At 60.2% G+C, this 18476-nt stretch carries 13 protein-coding genes; 9 read left to right on the plus strand and 4 right to left on the minus strand.

Annotated features, from left to right (window positions below; genetic code table 11):
* The first annotated feature begins 21 nt into the window (after nt 1-21).
* On the plus strand, nt 22-1326 hold the full coding sequence (gene flgE / locus ACVWXD_RS02420; RefSeq protein WP_457370639.1) for a flagellar hook protein FlgE: 1305 nt from the start codon (nt 22-24) through the stop codon (nt 1324-1326).
* 184 nt (nt 1327-1510) lie between these two features.
* On the opposite strand, the gene ACVWXD_RS02425 is transcribed toward flgE, so the two are convergent.
* A complete protein-coding gene (locus ACVWXD_RS02425; protein WP_032886782.1) occupies nt 1511-4405 on the minus strand; it encodes a ribonucleoside-diphosphate reductase subunit alpha in 2895 nt (964 codons plus the stop codon).
* Nucleotides 4406-5120: 715 nt separating this feature from the next.
* On the opposite strand from ACVWXD_RS02425, the gene ACVWXD_RS02430 reads away from it, so the two are divergent.
* Nucleotides 5121-5846, plus strand: coding sequence for a response regulator (locus tag ACVWXD_RS02430; protein WP_032886784.1), 726 nt, complete (start codon nt 5121-5123; stop codon nt 5844-5846).
* Nucleotides 5843-7453 (plus strand): ATP-binding protein, encoded by a 1611-nt coding sequence (locus ACVWXD_RS02435; protein WP_032886785.1) that lies wholly within the window; start codon nt 5843-5845, stop codon nt 7451-7453. The genes ACVWXD_RS02430 and ACVWXD_RS02435 overlap by 4 nt, the downstream gene beginning before the upstream one ends.
* 4 nt (nt 7454-7457) lie before the next feature.
* Here the strand turns inward: ACVWXD_RS02435 and ACVWXD_RS02440 are convergent, their stop codons facing one another.
* The gene (locus ACVWXD_RS02440; RefSeq protein WP_457370640.1) at nt 7458-8174 is read right to left on the minus strand and encodes a 4'-phosphopantetheinyl transferase family protein; all 717 of its coding nucleotides are present in this window, start codon (nt 8172-8174) and stop codon (nt 7458-7460) included.
* Nucleotides 8175-8299: 125 nt separating this feature from the next.
* Here ACVWXD_RS02440 and ACVWXD_RS02445 point away from each other — a divergent pair, with 125 nt between their 5' ends.
* The 3 genes from ACVWXD_RS02445 to ACVWXD_RS02455 are packed head-to-tail and all read left to right on the plus strand — an operon-like array spanning nt 8300 to nt 10647.
* Nucleotides 8300-8608 (plus strand): hypothetical protein, encoded by a 309-nt coding sequence (locus ACVWXD_RS02445; protein WP_457370641.1) that lies wholly within the window; start codon nt 8300-8302, stop codon nt 8606-8608.
* 18 nt (nt 8609-8626) lie between these two features.
* Entirely contained in the window at nt 8627-9304 is a 678-nt protein-coding gene (locus ACVWXD_RS02450) for a response regulator (protein ID WP_032886788.1), read from the plus strand.
* Entirely contained in the window at nt 9301-10647 is a 1347-nt protein-coding gene (locus ACVWXD_RS02455; protein ID WP_032886789.1) for an ATP-binding protein, read from the plus strand. Before ACVWXD_RS02450 ends, ACVWXD_RS02455 begins: the two co-directional genes overlap by 4 nt.
* A gap of 138 nt (nt 10648-10785) precedes the next feature.
* Here the strand turns inward: ACVWXD_RS02455 and ACVWXD_RS02460 are convergent, their stop codons facing one another.
* Nucleotides 10786-11784, minus strand: a complete 999-nt coding sequence (locus tag ACVWXD_RS02460; protein WP_032886790.1) for an AraC family transcriptional regulator — start codon at nt 11782-11784, stop codon at nt 10786-10788.
* Between the two features lie 339 nt (nt 11785-12123).
* Between ACVWXD_RS02460 and ACVWXD_RS02465 the strand changes: the two genes are divergently transcribed.
* From ACVWXD_RS02465 to ACVWXD_RS02475, 3 genes are all read left to right on the plus strand, one after another.
* Entirely contained in the window at nt 12124-13455 is a 1332-nt protein-coding gene (locus ACVWXD_RS02465) for a dicarboxylate/amino acid:cation symporter (protein ID WP_032886791.1), read from the plus strand.
* 145 nt (nt 13456-13600) lie between these two features.
* Nucleotides 13601-14587: an XdhC family protein gene (locus ACVWXD_RS02470; protein ID WP_401384490.1), complete on the plus strand. Its 987-nt coding sequence runs from the start codon at nt 13601-13603 to the stop codon at nt 14585-14587.
* A complete protein-coding gene (locus tag ACVWXD_RS02475; RefSeq protein ID WP_401384487.1) occupies nt 14584-15162 on the plus strand; it encodes a nucleotidyltransferase family protein in 579 nt (192 codons plus the stop codon). The genes ACVWXD_RS02470 and ACVWXD_RS02475 overlap by 4 nt, the downstream gene beginning before the upstream one ends.
* Before the next feature lie 62 nt (nt 15163-15224).
* On the opposite strand, the gene rne is transcribed toward ACVWXD_RS02475, so the two are convergent.
* The gene (gene rne, locus ACVWXD_RS02480; protein WP_457370642.1) at nt 15225-18416 is read right to left on the minus strand and encodes a ribonuclease E; all 3192 of its coding nucleotides are present in this window, start codon (nt 18414-18416) and stop codon (nt 15225-15227) included.
* Between the last annotated feature and the right edge of the window lie 60 nt (nt 18417-18476).

Raw genomic sequence — 18476 nt, forward strand, 5'->3', positions numbered from 1 at the left:
CTACGGCAGAGGGAGAGAAACATGTCTTTTAATATCGGCCTTAGCGGCCTCTATGCGGCCAACAAACAATTGGACGTGACTGGCAACAACATCGCCAACGTCGCGACCACTGGCTTCAAGTCGTCCCGTGCGGAATTCGCCGACATCTACGCCGCGTCCAAATTGGGCACCGGCCAGAACAGCATCGGCAATGGTGTGAACCTGGCGGCGGTGTCCCAGCAGTTCACCCAAGGTGACGTCAACAACAGCGGCGGCGTGCTGGACATGGCGATCCAGGGCGGTGGCTTCTTCGTGCAGAAGGGCAGCGACGGTTCGCTGGAATACACCCGTAGTGGTGCGTTCCGTGCCGACAAAGACGGCTATATCACCAACAACACCGGCACCTCGCGCCTGCAAGGCTACGCAGCGGATGAAGACGGTAAGATCATCAAGGGTGGCTTGACCGACCTGCAACTGAACTTGTCTTACCTGCCGCCGAAGGCGTCCACCAAAGTGGATTCCACCAGTAACCTGAACTCGTCGGAGCCGGTGATCAATCAGACCGACAAGCCGTTCGACCCAAGCGACACCACCACCTTTACCACTCAGTACAGCACCACCTTGTACGACTCCCAAGGCAACTCGCACGCCATGGTGCAGTACATGGTGAAAACCGACGCCAACGAATGGAATGCCTACACGTTGATCGATGGTCGTAACCTGGATGGTTCCAAGCCGACAACGACCGGCACCACTGCACCTGTGCCATCGACCATCACTTTTGATGGTGCCGGTAAGCTTAAAGATGTTGTTACCGGTGGCGTGAGCAGCAAGACATTGACGCTCACTGGCTGGGTCCCAGGATCGGTGACCGATGGCGTTTGGACGCCAAACGAAGCGACCGCCGGGCCAATTGCCGTGAATATGGGCAATATCACCCAGTACAACTCGGCCAGCTACCGCAATCCACCGACTACCGACGGCTATGCCACCGGCCAGATCACCGGCCTGAAAATCGACGGCAACGGCGTCATGTTCGCCACGTTCAGCAACCAGCAGAGCAAGGCCATTGGCCAGATCTCCCTGGCCAGCTTCAACAACGAACAGGGCCTGCAGCCTGCGGGCAGCACCGCTTGGAGAGAGACCTTCTCCTCGGGCCAGCCGGGTTACGACACCCCGCAATCCGGGACCCTGGGTTCGATTGTGGCCAACTCCCTGGAGAACTCCAACGTCAACCTGACCAACGAGCTGGTAGACCTGATCAAGGCCCAGAGCAACTATCAGGCGAACGCCAAGACCATCTCCACCCAGAGCACCATCATGCAGACCATCATTCAGATGACCTGATGCTGTAATGCTCCACAAGAAGCCCCTCGTGAGAGGGGCTTTTTTGTGGATGTAAGAAAAGTGTGTTTGAAACGGTCCCCACGCGTGAGAGCGATCAAACCGCAGGCAAAAGAAAACCCCCGACCAGCCCAGAGGGTTGATCGGGGGTTTCGAGTAAGCGCTATTGGGCGCTTACCTGCTCAGCTTATTGGCAAGCTTCGCAATCCGGCTCATCAATCGCGCAGGCCTTTGGCACGGGTGCCGGACCGGCTGGAGCAGCGAGTACCGAGTCATCACCATGGTTGCCGCTGGATACAGCGTTCAGCTTACCGGTGTTGATGGTCGACTTCTCGGTGCTGGTTGCGGCCAGGGCACGGAGGTAGTAAGTGGTTTTCAGGCCACGGTACCAAGCCATGCGGTAGGTCACGTCCAGCTTCTTGCCCGAAGCGCCAGCGATGTACAGGTTCAGGGACTGAGCCTGGTCGATCCACTTCTGACGACGGCTAGCGGCGTCAACGATCCACTTGGTGTCCACTTCGAAGGCGGTCGCATAGAGTTCTTTGAGTTCTTGCGGGATGCGCTCGATCTGCTGCACGGAACCGTCGTAGTACTTCAGGTCGTTGATCATGACCGAGTCCCACAGGTCGCGAGCCTTGAGGTCGCGAACCAGGTACGGGTTGATCACGGTGAATTCGCCCGACAGGTTCGATTTCACATACAGGTTCTGGTAGGTCGGTTCGATCGACTGGGACACGCCGGTGATGTTGGCGATGGTCGCGGTCGGTGCGATGGCCATGATGTTGGAGTTACGAATACCTTTCTGCACGCGGGCACGTACCGGCGCCCAGTCCAGGGATTCTTCCAGGTCAACATCAATGTACTTCTGGCCACGTTGCTCGATCAGGATCTGTTGCGAGTCCAGCGGCAGGATGCCTTTGGACCACAGCGAACCCTGGAACGTCTCGTAGGCACCGCGCTCGTCGGCCAGGTCGCAGGAAGCCTGGATCGCGTAGTAGCTGACCGCTTCCATGGACTTGTCGGCGAACTCGACCGCTGCATCCGAACCGTAAGGGATGTGCTGCAGGTACAGCGCGTCCTGGAAGCCCATGATGCCCAGGCCAACCGGGCGGTGCTTGAAGTTGGAGTTCTGCGCCTGTGGCACCGAGTAGTAGTTGATGTCGATTACGTTATCGAGCATGCGAACTGCGGTGTTGACGGTGCGCTCCAGCTTGGCAGTGTCCAGCTTGCCGTTGACGATGTGGTTCGGCAGGTTGATCGAACCCAGGTTGCAAACGGCGATCTCGTCCTTGTTGGTGTTCAAGGTGATCTCGGTGCACAGGTTCGAGCTGTGAACCACGCCCACGTGCTGCTGCGGGCTGCGCAGGTTGCATGGGTCCTTGAAGGTCAGCCATGGGTGGCCGGTTTCGAACAGCATGGACAGCATCTTGCGCCACAGGTCTTTGGCCTGGATGGTCTTGAACAGCTTGATCTTGCCTGGGTACTGGGACAGGGCTTCGTAATACTCGTAGCGTTCTTCGAAAGCCTTGCCGGTCAGGTCGTGCAGGTCCGGCACTTCGGATGGCGAGAACAGGGTCCACGGGCCGTCATCGAAGACACGCTTCATGAACAGGTCAGGGATCCAGTTGGCGGTGTTCATGTCGTGGGTACGACGACGATCATCACCTGTGTTCTTGCGCAGCTCGATGAACTCTTCAATGTCCATGTGCCAGGTTTCCAGGTAGGCACACACAGCGCCTTTGCGCTTGCCGCCCTGGTTGACCGCTACCGCGGTGTCGTTCACGACTTTCAGGAACGGTACGACGCCCTGGGACTTGCCATTGGTGCCCTTGATGTACGAACCCAAGGCCCGCACCGGAGTCCAGTCGTTGCCCAGGCCGCCTGCGAATTTGGACAACATGGCGTTGTCGTGGATCGCGTGGTAGATGCCCGACAGGTCATCCGGCACGGTGGTCAGGTAGCAGCTCGACAGCTGTGGACGCAGGGTGCCGGCGTTGAACAGCGTCGGGGTCGACGACATGTAGTCGAAGGACGACAGCAGGTTGTAGAACTCGATCGCACGGTCTTCTTTGTGCTTCTCTTCAATCGCCAGGCCCATGGCTACGCGCATGAAGAACACTTGCGGCAGTTCGAAGCGGATACCGTCCTTGTGGATGAAGTAACGGTCGTACAGGGTTTGCAGGCCCAGGTAAGTGAACTGCTGGTCGCGCTCGTGATTGATCGCCTTGCCGAGTTTTTCCAGGTCGAAAGTGGCCAGGATTGGGTTCAGCAATTCGAACTCGATACCCTTGGCGACGTAGGCAGGCAGGGCCTTGGCATACAGGTCGGCCATTTCGTGGTGGGTGGCGCTGTCGGCCACGCCCAGGAAGCCCAGGCCTTCGGCACGCAGGGTGTCCATCAGCAGGCGCGCGGTCACGAACGAGTAGTTCGGCTCGCGTTCAACCAGGGTACGGGCGGTCATCACCAGGGCGGTGTTGACGTCGGTCAGGGCCACGCCGTCGTACAGGTTCTTCAGGGTTTCGCGCTGGATCAGGTCACCGTCGACTTCTTCCAGGCCTTCGCAGGCCTCGGTGATGATGGTGTTCAGGCGGCCCAGGTCCAGCGGTGCAAACGTACCGTCGGCCAGGGTGATGCGGATCGACGGGTGAGCTTGTACGGCGGCTTCTTCGGCCGGGGAGCGCACGGCGCGCTCTTTGGAGCGGGCGTCACGGTAGATCACGTAGTCGCGCGCAACTTTTTGCTCGCCGGCACGCATCAGGGCCAGTTCGACCTGGTCCTGGATTTCTTCGATGTGGATAGTGCCGCCCGACGGCATACGACGCTTGAAGGTCGCGGTGACTTGTTCGGTCAGGCGGGCAACGGTGTCGTGGATGCGCGACGAAGCGGCAGCGGTGCCGCCTTCAACTGCAAGAAACGCTTTGGTGATGGCGACGGTGATTTTGTCATCGGTGTAAGGAACGACAGTGCCGTTACGCTTGATCACGCGCAGTTGCCCTGGTGCAGTGGCGGACAGATCCATATTCGAATCTGCTGCCAGCGGCACGGAGCCCTGCGGGTTCTCGCGAGTTGTGTCGGTTTGCATGGGGGGTTGTCTCCACATTCTATATTTATTTGGGCACCATCACGGTGCCCACCGTTCCGTCCTGAAGCACTTACAGCAGGCGTTGGCCTGGCATAACAACTTCGGGACAGGAGGAAGGGGGGCTGTTCGCGCCGCTTCCATGCCGAAGTCTTCGGTTCGGGGCTTTAATGCCCTTGGCCGTATTCCTGGTGGGTGACAGTTGCCAGGTTCAAGCACTGCAACACCCGTACCGTTTTCTGCTATTGGAGCTTGAAAACGGCTGCCATCCGCTTGAGCGGTTTGGGCTTTCAAAAAATGCTTGGGTTCGACCAAACAGGAGCAAGAAAGGGCTTGAGTTTCTTGTCTGACTTGTGTTGGGTCTTTTCGCTCAAAACCCTACATGTAGGGTTTTTTTAGCGCCGAGGTACAAGATAATGCGTTTTGGGGGGCTTAGCAACGCACGACCTGTGGATAACGCTGTGGGTAAAATGTGTATGAAACGTGGAACGCCCGTGTAGGCCGCAGTACTGCTGGATTCGGCCGTTTGTCACCGAATATTCCAATATAAAAACAGCCGGTTGGATTTTTGAGGGCGCGAACCCTACCACAAAAAAACGCGATCACCGAATGGATTTACCGGCTTGTGTTCCAGGGTTGGGGCATGGCTACAATCGGCCTTCAATAGAGGCAGTATTGTGCTTCCCGTACATGACAATAATTAGAATCGAGGTAGCGCATGGAGCAAGAAGCCTGGCAAATCCTGATCGTCGAGGACGACGAGCGATTGGCCGAATTGACCCGTGAGTACCTGGAAAGCAACGGCCTGCGTGTTTCGGTTGAAGGCGATGGCGCCCAGGCCGCAGCGCGTATCATCGCCGAGCAACCAGACCTGGTGATCCTCGACCTGATGCTGCCCGGCGAAGATGGCCTGAGCATCTGCCGCAAGGTGCGCGAGCGCTACGAGGGCGTGATCCTCATGCTTACCGCGCGCACCGACGACATGGACCAGGTGCTGGGCCTGGACATGGGCGCCGACGACTACGTATGCAAACCCGTGCGCCCCCGGCTGTTGCTGGCGCGTATCCAGGCGCTGCTGCGGCGCAGTGAGCCCGCCGAATCCGCAACGGTAGAAAACCAGCGCCGCCTGGAATTCGGCCCGTTGGTGGTAGACAACGCCCTGCGCGAAGCCTGGCTGCACGACGGCAGTATCGAACTGACCAGCGCTGAATTTGACCTGCTGTGGCTGCTGGTGGCGAATGCCGGGCGCATCCTGTCCCGCGAAGAAATCTTTATCGCCCTGCGCGGTATCGGCTATGACGGCCAAGACCGGTCCATCGATGTACGCATCTCACGAATTCGCCCGAAAATCGGCGACGATCCGATCCATCCGCGTCTGATCAAGACCATTCGTAGCAAAGGCTACTTATTCGTCCCTGAAGCCGCCGCCGATATGTCGCTGTGAACTCGATCTTCCTGCGTATCTACGGCGGCATGTGCGCGGCCCTCATCCTGGTGGCGCTGTTGGGCGTACTGGCCTTGCACCTGCTTAACGAGGTGCGCAGCGGCCAATACCGCGAGCGCCTCGCCCATGGCACCTTTGCCTTGATGGGCGACAACCTGCAACCCATGAGCGCTATCGAACGCCAACGTGCCTTGGCGGTGTGGGAGCGCTTGCTGGGGATCCCCCTGGAACTGCGCAGCCTCACCGACGCACAGTTGGACCTCAGCCAGCGCAACAGCCTGCAACGCGGCCAGGTTCTGGTGCAGCAGACCGGCCCTCACGCCGCCCGTGTTCTGCGCCTGGTCAGCGATAAAGAGCAATGGGTGCTGACGGGCGAGGTGCAGCAGATCAGCGAACAACTGGCCCGTGCGACCATTTACCTGCTGGCTGACGAATTGGTGCGCTTCCCCGTGGCCGAGCAGCCGCAAAGGTTGGCGGATATAAAAGAAGCCAAGGGCTTTGGGTTCGAAATGCACCTGATGACCCTCGACCAGGCCGATATGGACGACGACCAGCGCCGCCGCGTGTCGGAGGGCGATACGGTGATGGCCCTGGGCAAGGGGGGCGACTCGATCCGCGTGTTCTCCGGCATTGTCGGTACGCCCTGGGTGCTGGAACTCGGTCCGCTGTATCAAATGAACCCGTACCCGGTGCAGTGGCTGGTCCTGATTGCTTTGATTGGCCTTACCTTGATCGGCTTGATCGTCTATCTGCTGGTGCGTCAGCTTGAGCGCCGGCTGCGTGGCCTGGAGGCGGCCGCGACACGCATTGCCAAGGGCAATCTGGAAGTGCGCGTGCCGGCCCGGGGAGCGGACTCGGTGGGTCGCCTCGCCGCGGCCTTCAATGGCATGGCTGAGCACTTGCAGCAATTGCTGGCGATTCAGCGCGAACTGGTACGTGCGGTGTCCCACGAACTGCGCACGCCGGTAGCGCGCCTGCGCTTCGGATTGGAGATGATCGGCGACGCTGCTACCCCAGAGGCCCGGCGCAAGTACCTGGAAGGCATGGACAGCGATATCCAGGACCTCGATGGCCTGGTGGATGAAATGCTCACCTACGCCAGGCTGGAGCAGGGCGCACCCGAGCTGAGTTTTCAGCGAGTGGACCTTGATGCGTTGCTTGATCAGGTGATTGGCGAATTATCGCCACTGCGCCCACAGGTGACTGTGGCGCGGGGTATCTGCTTGTCATCGGCCCACTGGGATAACGCCTGGGTCGACGCCGAACCCCGCTATTTACACCGTGCCCTGCAAAATCTGGTGAGCAATGCCATGCGCCACGCGCAGAGCCAAGTGCTGATCAGTTATCAGGTGGGTCAGGTACGCTGTCGAATCGATGTCGAGGACGATGGCCCCGGTGTGCCGGAAAACGCCTGGGAGCGTATTTTTACGCCCTTCCTGCGGCTCGACGACAGCCGCACCCGAGCGTCCGGGGGCCATGGCCTGGGCTTGTCGATTGTACGGCGGATCATCTATTGGCACGGCGGGCGCGCATTGATCAGCAAGAGCAACAACCTGGGTGGGGCGTGTTTCAGTTTGAGTTGGCCGAGGGGGCAGGATAAAACCTGACCTATCAGGCGCTGATGCTCACCAGGCTCAAGAGCTGCCCATCATTCACCGCAAACTGCCCAACCAACTCTTTGCCATGGCACCACTCATCCGATAAGTCAGTCAGCAGCCGCAGCTTTATATGCCCGGCCTCGGTCCACTCCACCACCTCGGCATGCTCAAAGTAGAAGCGCTTGTGCACAATTGGGTAAAGCGCCTTGAACAGGCTCTCTTTGACCGAAAACGTCAGCGTCACCAGCAGGGTAATCTGCTCTCGCGCCACATCGCCCATACGCTGCAGCTCGTCGGCTGTCATAATTTCCCCGGCCAGACGCTCCGCGCGCTCCAGCGTGAGTACATTTTCCAGGTCCATCCCCAACCCGAGCCATTGCGCCTTGTACCCGACAATCGCCGCGGCATGCCCGGTGCTGTGTGTGATCGAGCCACTGATGTGCGCGGGCCAGACCGGTGCACGGTCTTCGCCGATAGCCGGGATGCAGTCAAGCTGATCGAGGTGTTGCAGAGCGGCGCGGGCGCACAGGCGACCGGCCAGAAACTCGGCTTGGCGCTTGGCCACTGAGCGCTGGATGCTCGCCGGTGCCGGCACTGCGCAGCGTTGGAAATCAGCGGCTGCCAACAATGCCGGGTCGAAGTGAGTGCCGAGAAACACTGTTCCCGGTAATGGTTCGGGCAGTGGCCAATGGGCGTCGAGTGGTGTGCAGCAAGCGGGCAGAAGATTCATGGCCGGTATTTTGCCGAGTTGAGGCGCCAGAGGATAGCCCGCTGCGGCGCACCGCCTGTTCAGGGGGAGTTCAGGGGCTTTTGCGTAGGCTGACCCCAACAGCCAAACGCGTATGAGGTAACACCATGACTGCGATCAAAAAGCTGATGTTGGCGTTGACCATGCTCAGTGCTACCGCAGGGGTCCAGGCCTCTGATGATGACTTTGCCGCATTCGGCCGCGAGAAAACCAAGAAAACCAGCACCTTGATTCAACGTGTCAGTTTCGAAGACGCGAGCAGTCAGCCTACGCCTTGGGGCCAGTCCCTGGGCCTTGCTACCCCACAGCCAGCCTACCGCACCGGTTACGCGCACCTGAGTGGCCAGTTCAATGGCATTAAACTGCGCCCGCAAGACCTGCAGGGCCGCTATGATGTCCCTCTGTCGGACAGTTGATTTGCTTTGGAGAGCCTTATGAAATTGCTGGTGGTGGAAGATGAGGCGCTGCTGCGTCATCACCTGTTTACCCGCCTGACCGACAGCGGCCACGTGGTCGAAGCTGTGGCCAACGCCGAAGAGGCGCTTTACCAGGTCGGTCAATTCAACCATGACCTGGCGATTATCGACCTGGGCCTGCCCGGCATGGGCGGCCTGGACCTGATCCGCCAACTGCGCAGCCAGGCCAAAACGTTTCCGATCCTAATCCTCACCGCGCGCGGCAACTGGCAGGACAAGGTCGAAGGCCTGGCCGCCGGCGCTGACGACTACGTGGTCAAACCATTCCAGTTCGAAGAGTTGGAGGCGCGCATGAACGCCTTGCTGCGCCGCTCCAGCGGGTTCACCCAATCGACTATCGTTGCCGGGCCCTTGCTGCTGGACCTCAACCGCAAGCAAGCGTCCCTCGACGAACAGCCCCTGGCGCTGACCGCCTACGAATACCGCATCCTTGAATACCTGATGCGCCACCACCAGCAAGTTGTCGCCAAAGACCGCTTGATGGAACAGCTTTACCCCGACGACGACGAGCGCGATCCAAACGTCATTGAAGTCTTGGTCGGCCGCCTGCGCCGCAAGCTGGAAGGCCCCACAGGGTTCAAGCCGATCGACACCGTGCGTGGCCTGGGCTACCTGTTCAATGAGCGCTGCCGTTGATCCGCTCGTTACGTGTGCGTTTGATGCTGGCGGCAGCGACCCTGGCCGTGTTGTTCATGCTGGGCTTGTTGCCGGCCATGCAGGGCGCTTTCAGTCTGGCGCTGCAGGACTCCATCGAACAGCGCCTGGCGTCGGACGTGACGACGCTGATCTCCGCCGCGCGGGTCGAAAACAACCGCCTGCTGATGCCTGCGCAGTTGCCGGACGAACGTTTCAACCTGACCGATAGCCGTCTGCTCGGCTATATCTACGACCGCGAAGGCCACTTGGTGTGGCGCTCGAGGGCTACCCGGGAAGAAAATATCAACTACAAGCCGCGCTATGACGGGCGAGGCAATGAATTCGCCAGGATTCGCGAAGCGGACGGCCAGGAGTTCTTCGTCTATGACGTGGAGGTCAAGCTGCTCGGCGGCAAGAGCGCGGCGTTCAGTATCGTCGCCCTGCAACCGGTGCGCGAATACCAACTGACCCTCGAAGGCCTGCGCGAAAACCTCTACTTGGGCTTCGGCGCGGCGTTACTGGTGCTGCTGACGTTGCTGTGGCTGGGCCTGACCTGGGGCCTTCAAGCCCTGCGGCGGCTGAGTCAGGAGCTTGACCAGATCGAAGGCGGCACCCGCGAAAGCCTGTCCGAACAACACCCACGTGAATTGCTGCGCCTTACCGGCTCCCTCAACCGCTTGCTGCACAGTGAGCGTGAACAACGTACGCGATACCGCGACTCCCTCGATGACTTGGCTCACAGCCTGAAAACCCCGCTCGCCGTATTGCAAGGCGTGAGTGAAGACATGGCCAAGCGCCCGGAAGACCGCGATCAGGCCTGGGTGCTGCAATCGCAGATCGAACGCATGAGCCAGCAGATCAGCTACCAGTTGCAGCGCGCCAGTTTGCGCAAAAGCGGCCTGGTGCGCCATCAAGTGCGCCTGGAACCGGTGCTGCAAAGCCTGTGCGATACCTTGGGCAAGGTCTACCGTGACAAGGGTGTCAGGGTGTCCTTTGAACTGCCGCACGCCTGCGATGTGCCGATCGAAAAGGGTGCCTTGCTCGAATTGCTCGGCAACCTGCTGGAAAACGCCTATCGGCTGTGCCTGAGTGAAGTGCGCGTTAGTCTGGTCGAGAACCTCGAAGGCATTGAGTTGTGCATAGAAGATGACGGACCAGGCGTGCCGCCAGATCAGCGCGCGCGGATTTTGCAACGGGGCGAGCGGCTGGACCGCCAGCATCCGGGGCAGGGGATTGGGTTGGCGGTGGTCAAGGACATCATAGAAAGCTACGGCGCGCGACTGACCCTGGGAGATTCACCGCTGGGTGGCGCGGCGTTCAAGATCCACTTTCCATCTGTGTGATCTTCACTGGCTGGGCTGGCCCTATCGGGGGCAAGCCCTCTCCCGCATTTTGAATTTATTCACGCATCAAACTTTGTAAACGCAGTCAAAGGTGGGAGGGGGCTTGCCCCCGATGAGGCCCTCACACACAACGCCTCTCTAACTCTCCCGTGCGCGATAGGCCCCCGGCGTTAACCCTGTCCACTTCTTGAACGCCCGATGAAATGCCGACGGTTCGGAAAATCCCAACTGCTCGGCAATCTCCTGCAACGACAAATCCGCCCGTCCCAGATGGTAGATGGCGATGTCCCGCCGCAACTCATCTTTGAGCGCCTGAAAGCTGGTGCCTTCTTCGCGCAAATGCCTGCGAAGGGTTTGTGGGCTGATGTGCAAGTGCTGAGCGACGGCTTCCAGATCCGGCCACGGCGTGCGATCGCGGCTCAGTAGGCGTCGCAACTGACTGCTCAAGCTATCGCCTTCATCCGGGCGTGACAGCAGGTCAGCGGGAGAGCGCTCCAGAAAGTGCTTGAGGGTGCGCTCATCCTGCAGCAGCGGCATGTTCAGGTAGCGGGCAGGGAACACCAGGCTACTGTTCGGCGAACCGAACACCCGGTCGCAGGGGAACAGCAGGTCATATTCGCTGGAGTGGGCCGGCATCGGGTAGCTGAACGTGGCCTGGTGCAGTCGGATGCGCTGGCCGATCAGCCAACTGCCCAGGCGGTGCCAGATCACCAGCAGGCATTCGCTGAGGAAGTGATCCGGGTCCCACAGTTGGGAGTCATCCAGGCTCAGGCGGGCCATTTCGCCTTCCCGTGTGAGCTGCCAACGCGGGCCTTGTGGGAATAGGCTATAAAATAATAAGCCGCGTTCCAGGGCTTTCTCCAGCGTGCGGCAGTGGATCAACGCATGGCACATCATGGCGAAAGTGCCACGTTTGCTCGGACCGTCGGCAAAGCCCAGGTATTCGTCGTCCAACGCCAGCCAAAGCATCTGGAGCAACCGGGTAAATTGCTCCGGCGCAATGCGGGCGCGAGGTTCAGTCAACTGCTCGGGGGTGATGCCCAACTGTTGCAGCAGGCCCGAATAATCGTAACCGGCCCGACGCGCTCCGCCCAGGGCGGCCCGTGCGTAGTGACTGGCGATGGTGCGTTCACGCATGCGGGGCCCTCGTCCATGGAATGGCGGATGGTAGTCAGCACCTGGCAAGGCGACAAGGCGGATATCCGCCAAATTGTAGGACGCGATTGGGTGCGGTGGCGGAAATTCGCCAACCGATTTGGCGCCTGGCGAGGCGTCTGAAAACGATCAGCCCTGATGCCTAAAGGCCTTTAGGGCTTTTGAGCAAAGTGGCACGGCGTTTGCGATAAGGATTACAGCGCAGGCCTGGACCTACAGGCTTCGCAAACAACAAATCCCTCCAGTGCAGGAGGGTTCGCAATTCAAGTGTCGTGGGCAATGGCGGATATTTGCCACACGGGACGATTGAGGAATTTTGCAATGACGACTCGTCAGCCAATCTACAAATCCCTGTATTTCCAGGTGATCGTTGCAATCGTTATCGGTATTTTGCTCGGTCACTTCTACCCGCAAACCGGTGTGGCCCTTAAGCCACTGGGTGACGGGTTTATCAAACTGATCAAAATGGTCATCGCCCCGATCATCTTCTGCACCGTTGTCAGCGGCATCGCTGGCATGCAAAGCATGAAATCGGTCGGCAAAACCGGCGGCTACGCGCTGCTGTACTTCGAAATCGTTTCCACCGTCGCCCTGCTGATCGGCCTGATCGTGGTGAACGTCGTGCAACCGGGCGCCGGTATGCACATCGACGTAGCGACCCTGGACGCTTCCAAAGTCGCTGCCTATGTGACTGCTGGCGCAGACCAGAGCATCGTTGGCTTCCTGCTTAACGTGATCCCGAACACCATCGTCGGCGCCTTCGCCAACGGCGACATCCTGCAAGTGCTGATGTTCTCGGTGATCTTCGGTTTTGCCCTGCATCGCCTGGGTGCCTACGGCAAGCCGGTGCTGGACTTCATCGATCGCTTCGCCCACGTGATGTTCAACATCATCAACATGATCATGAAGCTCGCGCCACTCGGTGCCCTGGGCGCCATGGCGTTCACCATCGGTGCCTACGGTGTAGGCTCGCTGGTGCAGTTGGGCCAACTGATGATCTGCTTCTACATCACTTGCCTGTTGTTCGTGCTGGTGGTGCTGGGCGGTATCTGCCGCGCTCACGGTTTCAGCGTCATCAAGCTGATCCGCTACATCCGTGAAGAGCTGCTGATCGTATTGGGTACTTCCTCCTCCGAGTCCGCACTGCCACGCATGCTGATCAAGATGGAGCGTCTGGGTGCCAAGAAATCCGTAGTAGGTCTGGTAATCCCGACTGGCTACTCCTTCAACCTTGACGGTACTTCGATCTACCTGACCATGGCTGCCGTGTTCATCGCTCAAGCGACTGACACCCACATGGACATCACCCACCAGATCACTCTGCTGCTGGTGCTGCTGCTGTCCTCCAAAGGCGCTGCTGGCGTGACCGGTAGTGGCTTCATCGTTTTGGCTGCAACCTTGTCGGCTGTAGGCCACCTGCCGGTTGCCGGCTTGGCGCTGATCCTGGGTATCGACCGCTTCATGTCCGAAGCCCGCGCACTGACCAACCTGGTCGGTAACGCCGTTGCCACCATCGTTGTGGCTAAGTGGGTCAAGGAACTGGACACCGACAAGCTGCAAAGCGAGCTGGCGTCTGGCGGTACCGGTATCTCCGAAACCCGCGAAATCGATGACCTGGGCGTGGCCGAAGGCCCTGCACCTGTCGTCAAGTAAGCCGCTGAAGGCGTGAGCCCACGCTAGCAGCTATACGCAAACGCCCCGACTGGTTCGGGGCGTTTGCGTTTCTGCTCGGCCACTTTTGAATCGCTTTGCTTTACAGTAAATGAATACTTCATCAACAACGCTGGCGGGAGACTGAATGGACAGTGTGGATTTGAATGTCCTGCGCAGCGTGCTGGAATGGCGCCGCGCTGGACAGCGAGTGGTGTTGTACAGCGTGGTCCAGACTTGGGGCAGTGCACCGCGTCCGCCGGGGGCAATGCTAGCCCTGCGGGGCGACGGCGTGGTGATTGGCTCGGTTTCCGGTGGTTGCATCGAGGATGACTTGATCGCGCGGTTGCAGGACGGCCGCTTGCCTCATGACGGCCCGCCGGTGCAGATGGTGACCTACGGCGTTACACGCGACGAAGCTGCGCGTTTTGGGTTGCCGTGCGGCGGCACGCTGCGCTTGACCGAGGAGAGGGTGGATGACTGGGGCTGGGTAGAGAAGTTACTGGCGCGCTGCGAGGATCATCAGATTGTTGCTCGGGAGCTAAACCTGGCAAGCGGCGAAGTGACCCTGAGCGGCGCGAGCAAGACTGATGTGGTGAGTTTCGACGGTGAACGCTTGCGCGCCATCTATGGACCACGCTGGCGCCTGCTGCTGATCGGCGCCGGGCAACTGTCGCGCTATGTGGCGGAAATGGCGCGTTTGCTGGATTTCGAAGTGCTGATCTGCGACCCGCGCGAAGAGTTCGTGTATGGCTGGGAAGAGCAACATGGCCGCTTTGTGCCGGGTATGCCTGATGAGGCAGTATTGAATATCCAGACCGACGAACGCACGGCGATTGTCTGCCTCACACACGACCCGCGGCTGGATGACATGGCGTTGCTGACGGCGTTGAATTCCAATGCCTTCTATATCGGCGCGCTAGGTTCAAGGGTCAATACCCAGAAGCGCCGTGAAAACCTCGCCGCACTGGGTTTGTCGGCGGAGGCGATTGCCCGCTTGCATGGGCCGATTGGTTTGCATATCGGCAGCCATACGCCGGCGGAAATCGCGCTGTCGCTGATGGCGGAAATTGTCGCAATCAAGAACGGCGTGGCGCCTATGCAGAAAAAGCCTTTGCCGGTGGTAGCTGAGTGACCGTGACGGCGATTGTGCTGGCGGCAGGGCAGGGCAGCCGCTTTCGCGCAGAAGCTGGGGCCGACCAGGATAAATTGCTGGCGCTCTGTGTAGGTCGCGATGGCGTGACGCGACCGGTGATCGAGCAGGTGCTGTTGAATCTGCCGGCAGACGTAGTGGAGCGCTGGGTGGTGACCTCGCCAGATCGTTCGGAGGTCATTCGGTTGGCGAAGGTGTATAGCTGCAAGGTCTTGCTGCTGCAGTCGGCTGGCATGGGCGACAGTATTGCCGCAGCTGTCGCGGCCAGTGCTTCGGCGCAGGGTTGGCTGGTGGTACTGGGGGATATGCCGTTTATTCAAGCGTCGACGATCGAGCGCGTGATAGACGGCCTGGATAGCATCAATGTGCCGGTACATGCCGGTCAGTATGGCCACCCGGTTGCCTTTGCCCGTGCATTTGGGCCCGCCTTGATGGCGCTGAGTGGCGATCGTGGTGCCAAAGCGTTATTTGTACAGGCTGTTTTGAAGGAGGTGCGGGTGGAGGATTCCGGTGTTTTGTGGGATGTGGATGTGCCCGCGTTATTGCATTACCGCTGACCGGCAGACAAAAAAAAGCCCCGCCTGATCACTCAGGCGGGGCTTTTTAGTGGCTGATGGAATCAGACGAGGGGTTTAGGCTCGTGCTCTTCTTCCAGGGCCTTGTGCTCTACCACGGCTTCAGCAACCGGAGCAGGCGCTTCGACAGCTTCGACTACAGCCGGAGCGGCGGCGGCAGCAGCAGCGGCGGCTGCCTCAGCTTCCTTGCGGCGACGACGCACTTCACGTGGATCGTTCGGCGCACGGCCGTTTTCGCTCAAGGCGCTGGCAGGAGCAGCTTCAACCACGGGTGCTTCAACTTCAGCAACAACCGGGGCTTCAACAGCCACTGGTGCAGGCTCGGCAACCACGACTTCAACCACCGGTGCTGGCGCTTCTTCTACAACAGGCGCTGGCGCGGGAGCTTCGACCGGGGCGGCAGGTTCGGCAGTCCACTGGAAGGCGGTCTGTTCTTCGCGAACTTCACGCACCGCTGGGGCAGCTTCTTCGACAGCCGGAGCTTCAACTACGGCTTCAACCACTGGCTGAGGTTCAACAACCGGCGCAGGTTCAATGGCGACCGCTTCGGTTTCTGGCTGGGCGTCGCGAACCGGGGCTACTTCCACTTCCGGAACCACTGGGGCTTCGATCGGGGTAGTTGCCTCAACAGCGGGGGCCTCAACGACCGATGCTTCAACCGCTGGGGTCTCGGCAACTGGTGCTTCTACAGCAGCGGTTTCTTCAACGGCTGCAGTAGCGCGTTCAGCTTGCTCGTGAGCCTGGGCTTCAGCAGGAGCGCTGATGACCGAGCTGGCAACGGCAGCAGTAACGGCCAGGCCGGCAGCCAGTTCGACACCCGTCGGTTCGTTAGCTTCGTTGGTTGCGCCCTCAGCGTTCTCGCCGGTCTCTTCCGAGCCTTCGATTACGTTGCCGTTGGCATCACGCTGGCGCTCGCGACGGTTGCTGCGACGACGCTGACCACGGGAGCGGCGGCGAGGACGATCGCCTTCGGCGTTGTCCTGACCATCTTCCTGCAGTTGCTCTTCGCCGGTCAGTACTTCTTCCTCTTCGCTGGCGGAAGCAGCTTGCTCGGCGCGTGGTTGACGCTCTTCACGCGGAGGGCGCGGCTGGCGCTCTTCACGGGGGGCGCGTTCTTCACGCGGCTGGCGGGCCGGGCGCTCTTCGGTAGTCGCAGCAGCGGCAGCAGCAACGGCTGGCGCAGCGTCCAGCGGCTCACGCAGTTCACGTACGCGTTCCTCACGCTCGCCACGTGGCTTGCGATCTTCACGCGGAGCACGTGGGGTGCGAGGTGCGCGCTCTTCACGCGGTGCGCGTTCTTCACGGGCTACGGCTGGTGTTTCTTCACGTGCTTCACGAGGCGCACGCTCTTCACGTGGTGCGCGTTCTTCACGCGGTGCCCGTTCTTCGCGCGGCTTGCGCTCTTCGTCACGGCGACCGTTGCGGTTGCGGCTCTGCTGACGGCCGTTGCGACGTTCTTCGTTACGTGCCGGGCGCTCGGAGGCTGGTTTTTCAACTACAACCGGGGCCACAGGCTCTTCTTTGGTAGCGAACAGGCTGACTAGCGATTTCACCAGGCCTTTGAACAGGCTCGGCTCAGGCAGGGCGGCTGGTGCAGCAACCGGTGCGGCAGCTTCAACCGGCACTGGTGCGTTGGCACGGGCTGGCGCGGTTTTCACAGCAGCTTCCTGGCGAACCAGAGTGCGGGTCGCGGCGGCTGGCTGGACTTCTTCCACTTCGGCAGCGGCAGCAGCGATTTCGTAGCTGGACTGGCCGCTGTGGGCTTCCGGGCTGTCGTCACGCAGGCGCTGTACTTCGAAGTGCGGCGTTTCGAGGTGATCGTTCGGCAGGATGACGATACGGGCACGGGTGCGCAGTTCAATCTTGGTGATCGAGTTGCGTTTTTCGTTCAGCAGGAAAGCGGCGACCGGGATCGGCACTTGCGCGCGGACTTCGGCGGTGCGGTCCTTCAGGGCTTCTTCTTCGATCAGGCGCAGGATCGCCAGGGACAGCGATTCAACGTCACGGATGATGCCGGTGCCGTTGCAACGCGGGCAGACGATGCCGCTGCTCTCGCCCAGGGATGGACGCAGGCGCTGACGGGACATTTCCAGCAGGCCGAAGCGCGAGATGCGGCCGACTTGCACGCGGGCACGGTCAGCTTCCAGGCATTCGCGGACTTTCTCTTCCACGGCGCGCTGGTTCTTGGCTGGGGTCATGTCGATGAAGTCGATCACGATCAGGCCGCCGATGTCACGCAGGCGCAGTTGGCGGGCGATTTCTTCAGCCGCTTCCAGGTTGGTCTGCAGGGCGGTTTCTTCGATGTCGCTACCCTTCGTGGCGCGCGCCGAGTTGATGTCGATGGACACCAGTGCTTCGGTCGGGTCGATCACGATGGAGCCACCGGAAGGCAGTTCGACGACGCGCTGGAAAGCGGTCTCGATCTGGCTTTCGATCTGGAAGCGGTTGAACAGCGGAACGCTGTCTTCGTACAGCTTGATCTTGCTGGCGTACTGCGGCATCACCTGGCGGATGAAGGTCAGGGCTTCGTCCTGGGCTTCAACGCTGTCGATCAGCACTTCGCCGATGTCCTGGCGCAGGTAGTCGCGGATGGCGCGGATGATCACGTTGCTTTCCTGATAGATCAGGAACGGCGCGGAACGATCCAGGGACGCTTCTTTGATAGCGGTCCACAGTTGCAGCAGGTAGTCGAGGTCCCACTGCATTTCTTCGCTGCTGCGGCCCAGGCCGGCAGTGCGAACGATCAGACCCATGTCGGCCGGTGCGATCAGGCCGTTCAGCGCTTCACGCAGTTCGTTGCGTTCTTCGCCTTCGATGCGGCGGGAAATGCCGCCAGCACGTGGGTTGTTCGGCATCAGCACCAGGTAACGGCCGGCCAAGGAGATGAAGGTGGTCAGGGCGGCGCCCTTGTTGCCACGTTCTTCTTTTTCGACCTGGACGATGACTTCCTGGCCTTCGCTCAGGACGTCCTTGATGTTCACGCGGCCTTCGGGGGCTTTCTTGAAGTATTCGCGGGAGATTTCTTTGAGGGGCAGGAAGCCGTGGCGCTCGGAGCCGAAATCGACAAAGGCAGCCTCAAGGCTTGGTTCGATGCGAGTAATACGGCCTTTATAGATGTTGGCCTTCTTTTGCTCGCGTGCACCGGATTCGATGTCCAGGTCGTAGAGGCGTTGGCCATCTACCAGTGCAACACGCAACTCTTCGGGTTGAGTTGCGTTAATCAGCATTCTTTTCATGTTGTACCGTCGGTTTCCGGGCTGCCGGAAACGGCGTTCGGCACACACGACTTCTCACGG

The sequence above is a fragment of the Pseudomonas sp. TE3911 genome (assembly GCF_054062775.1).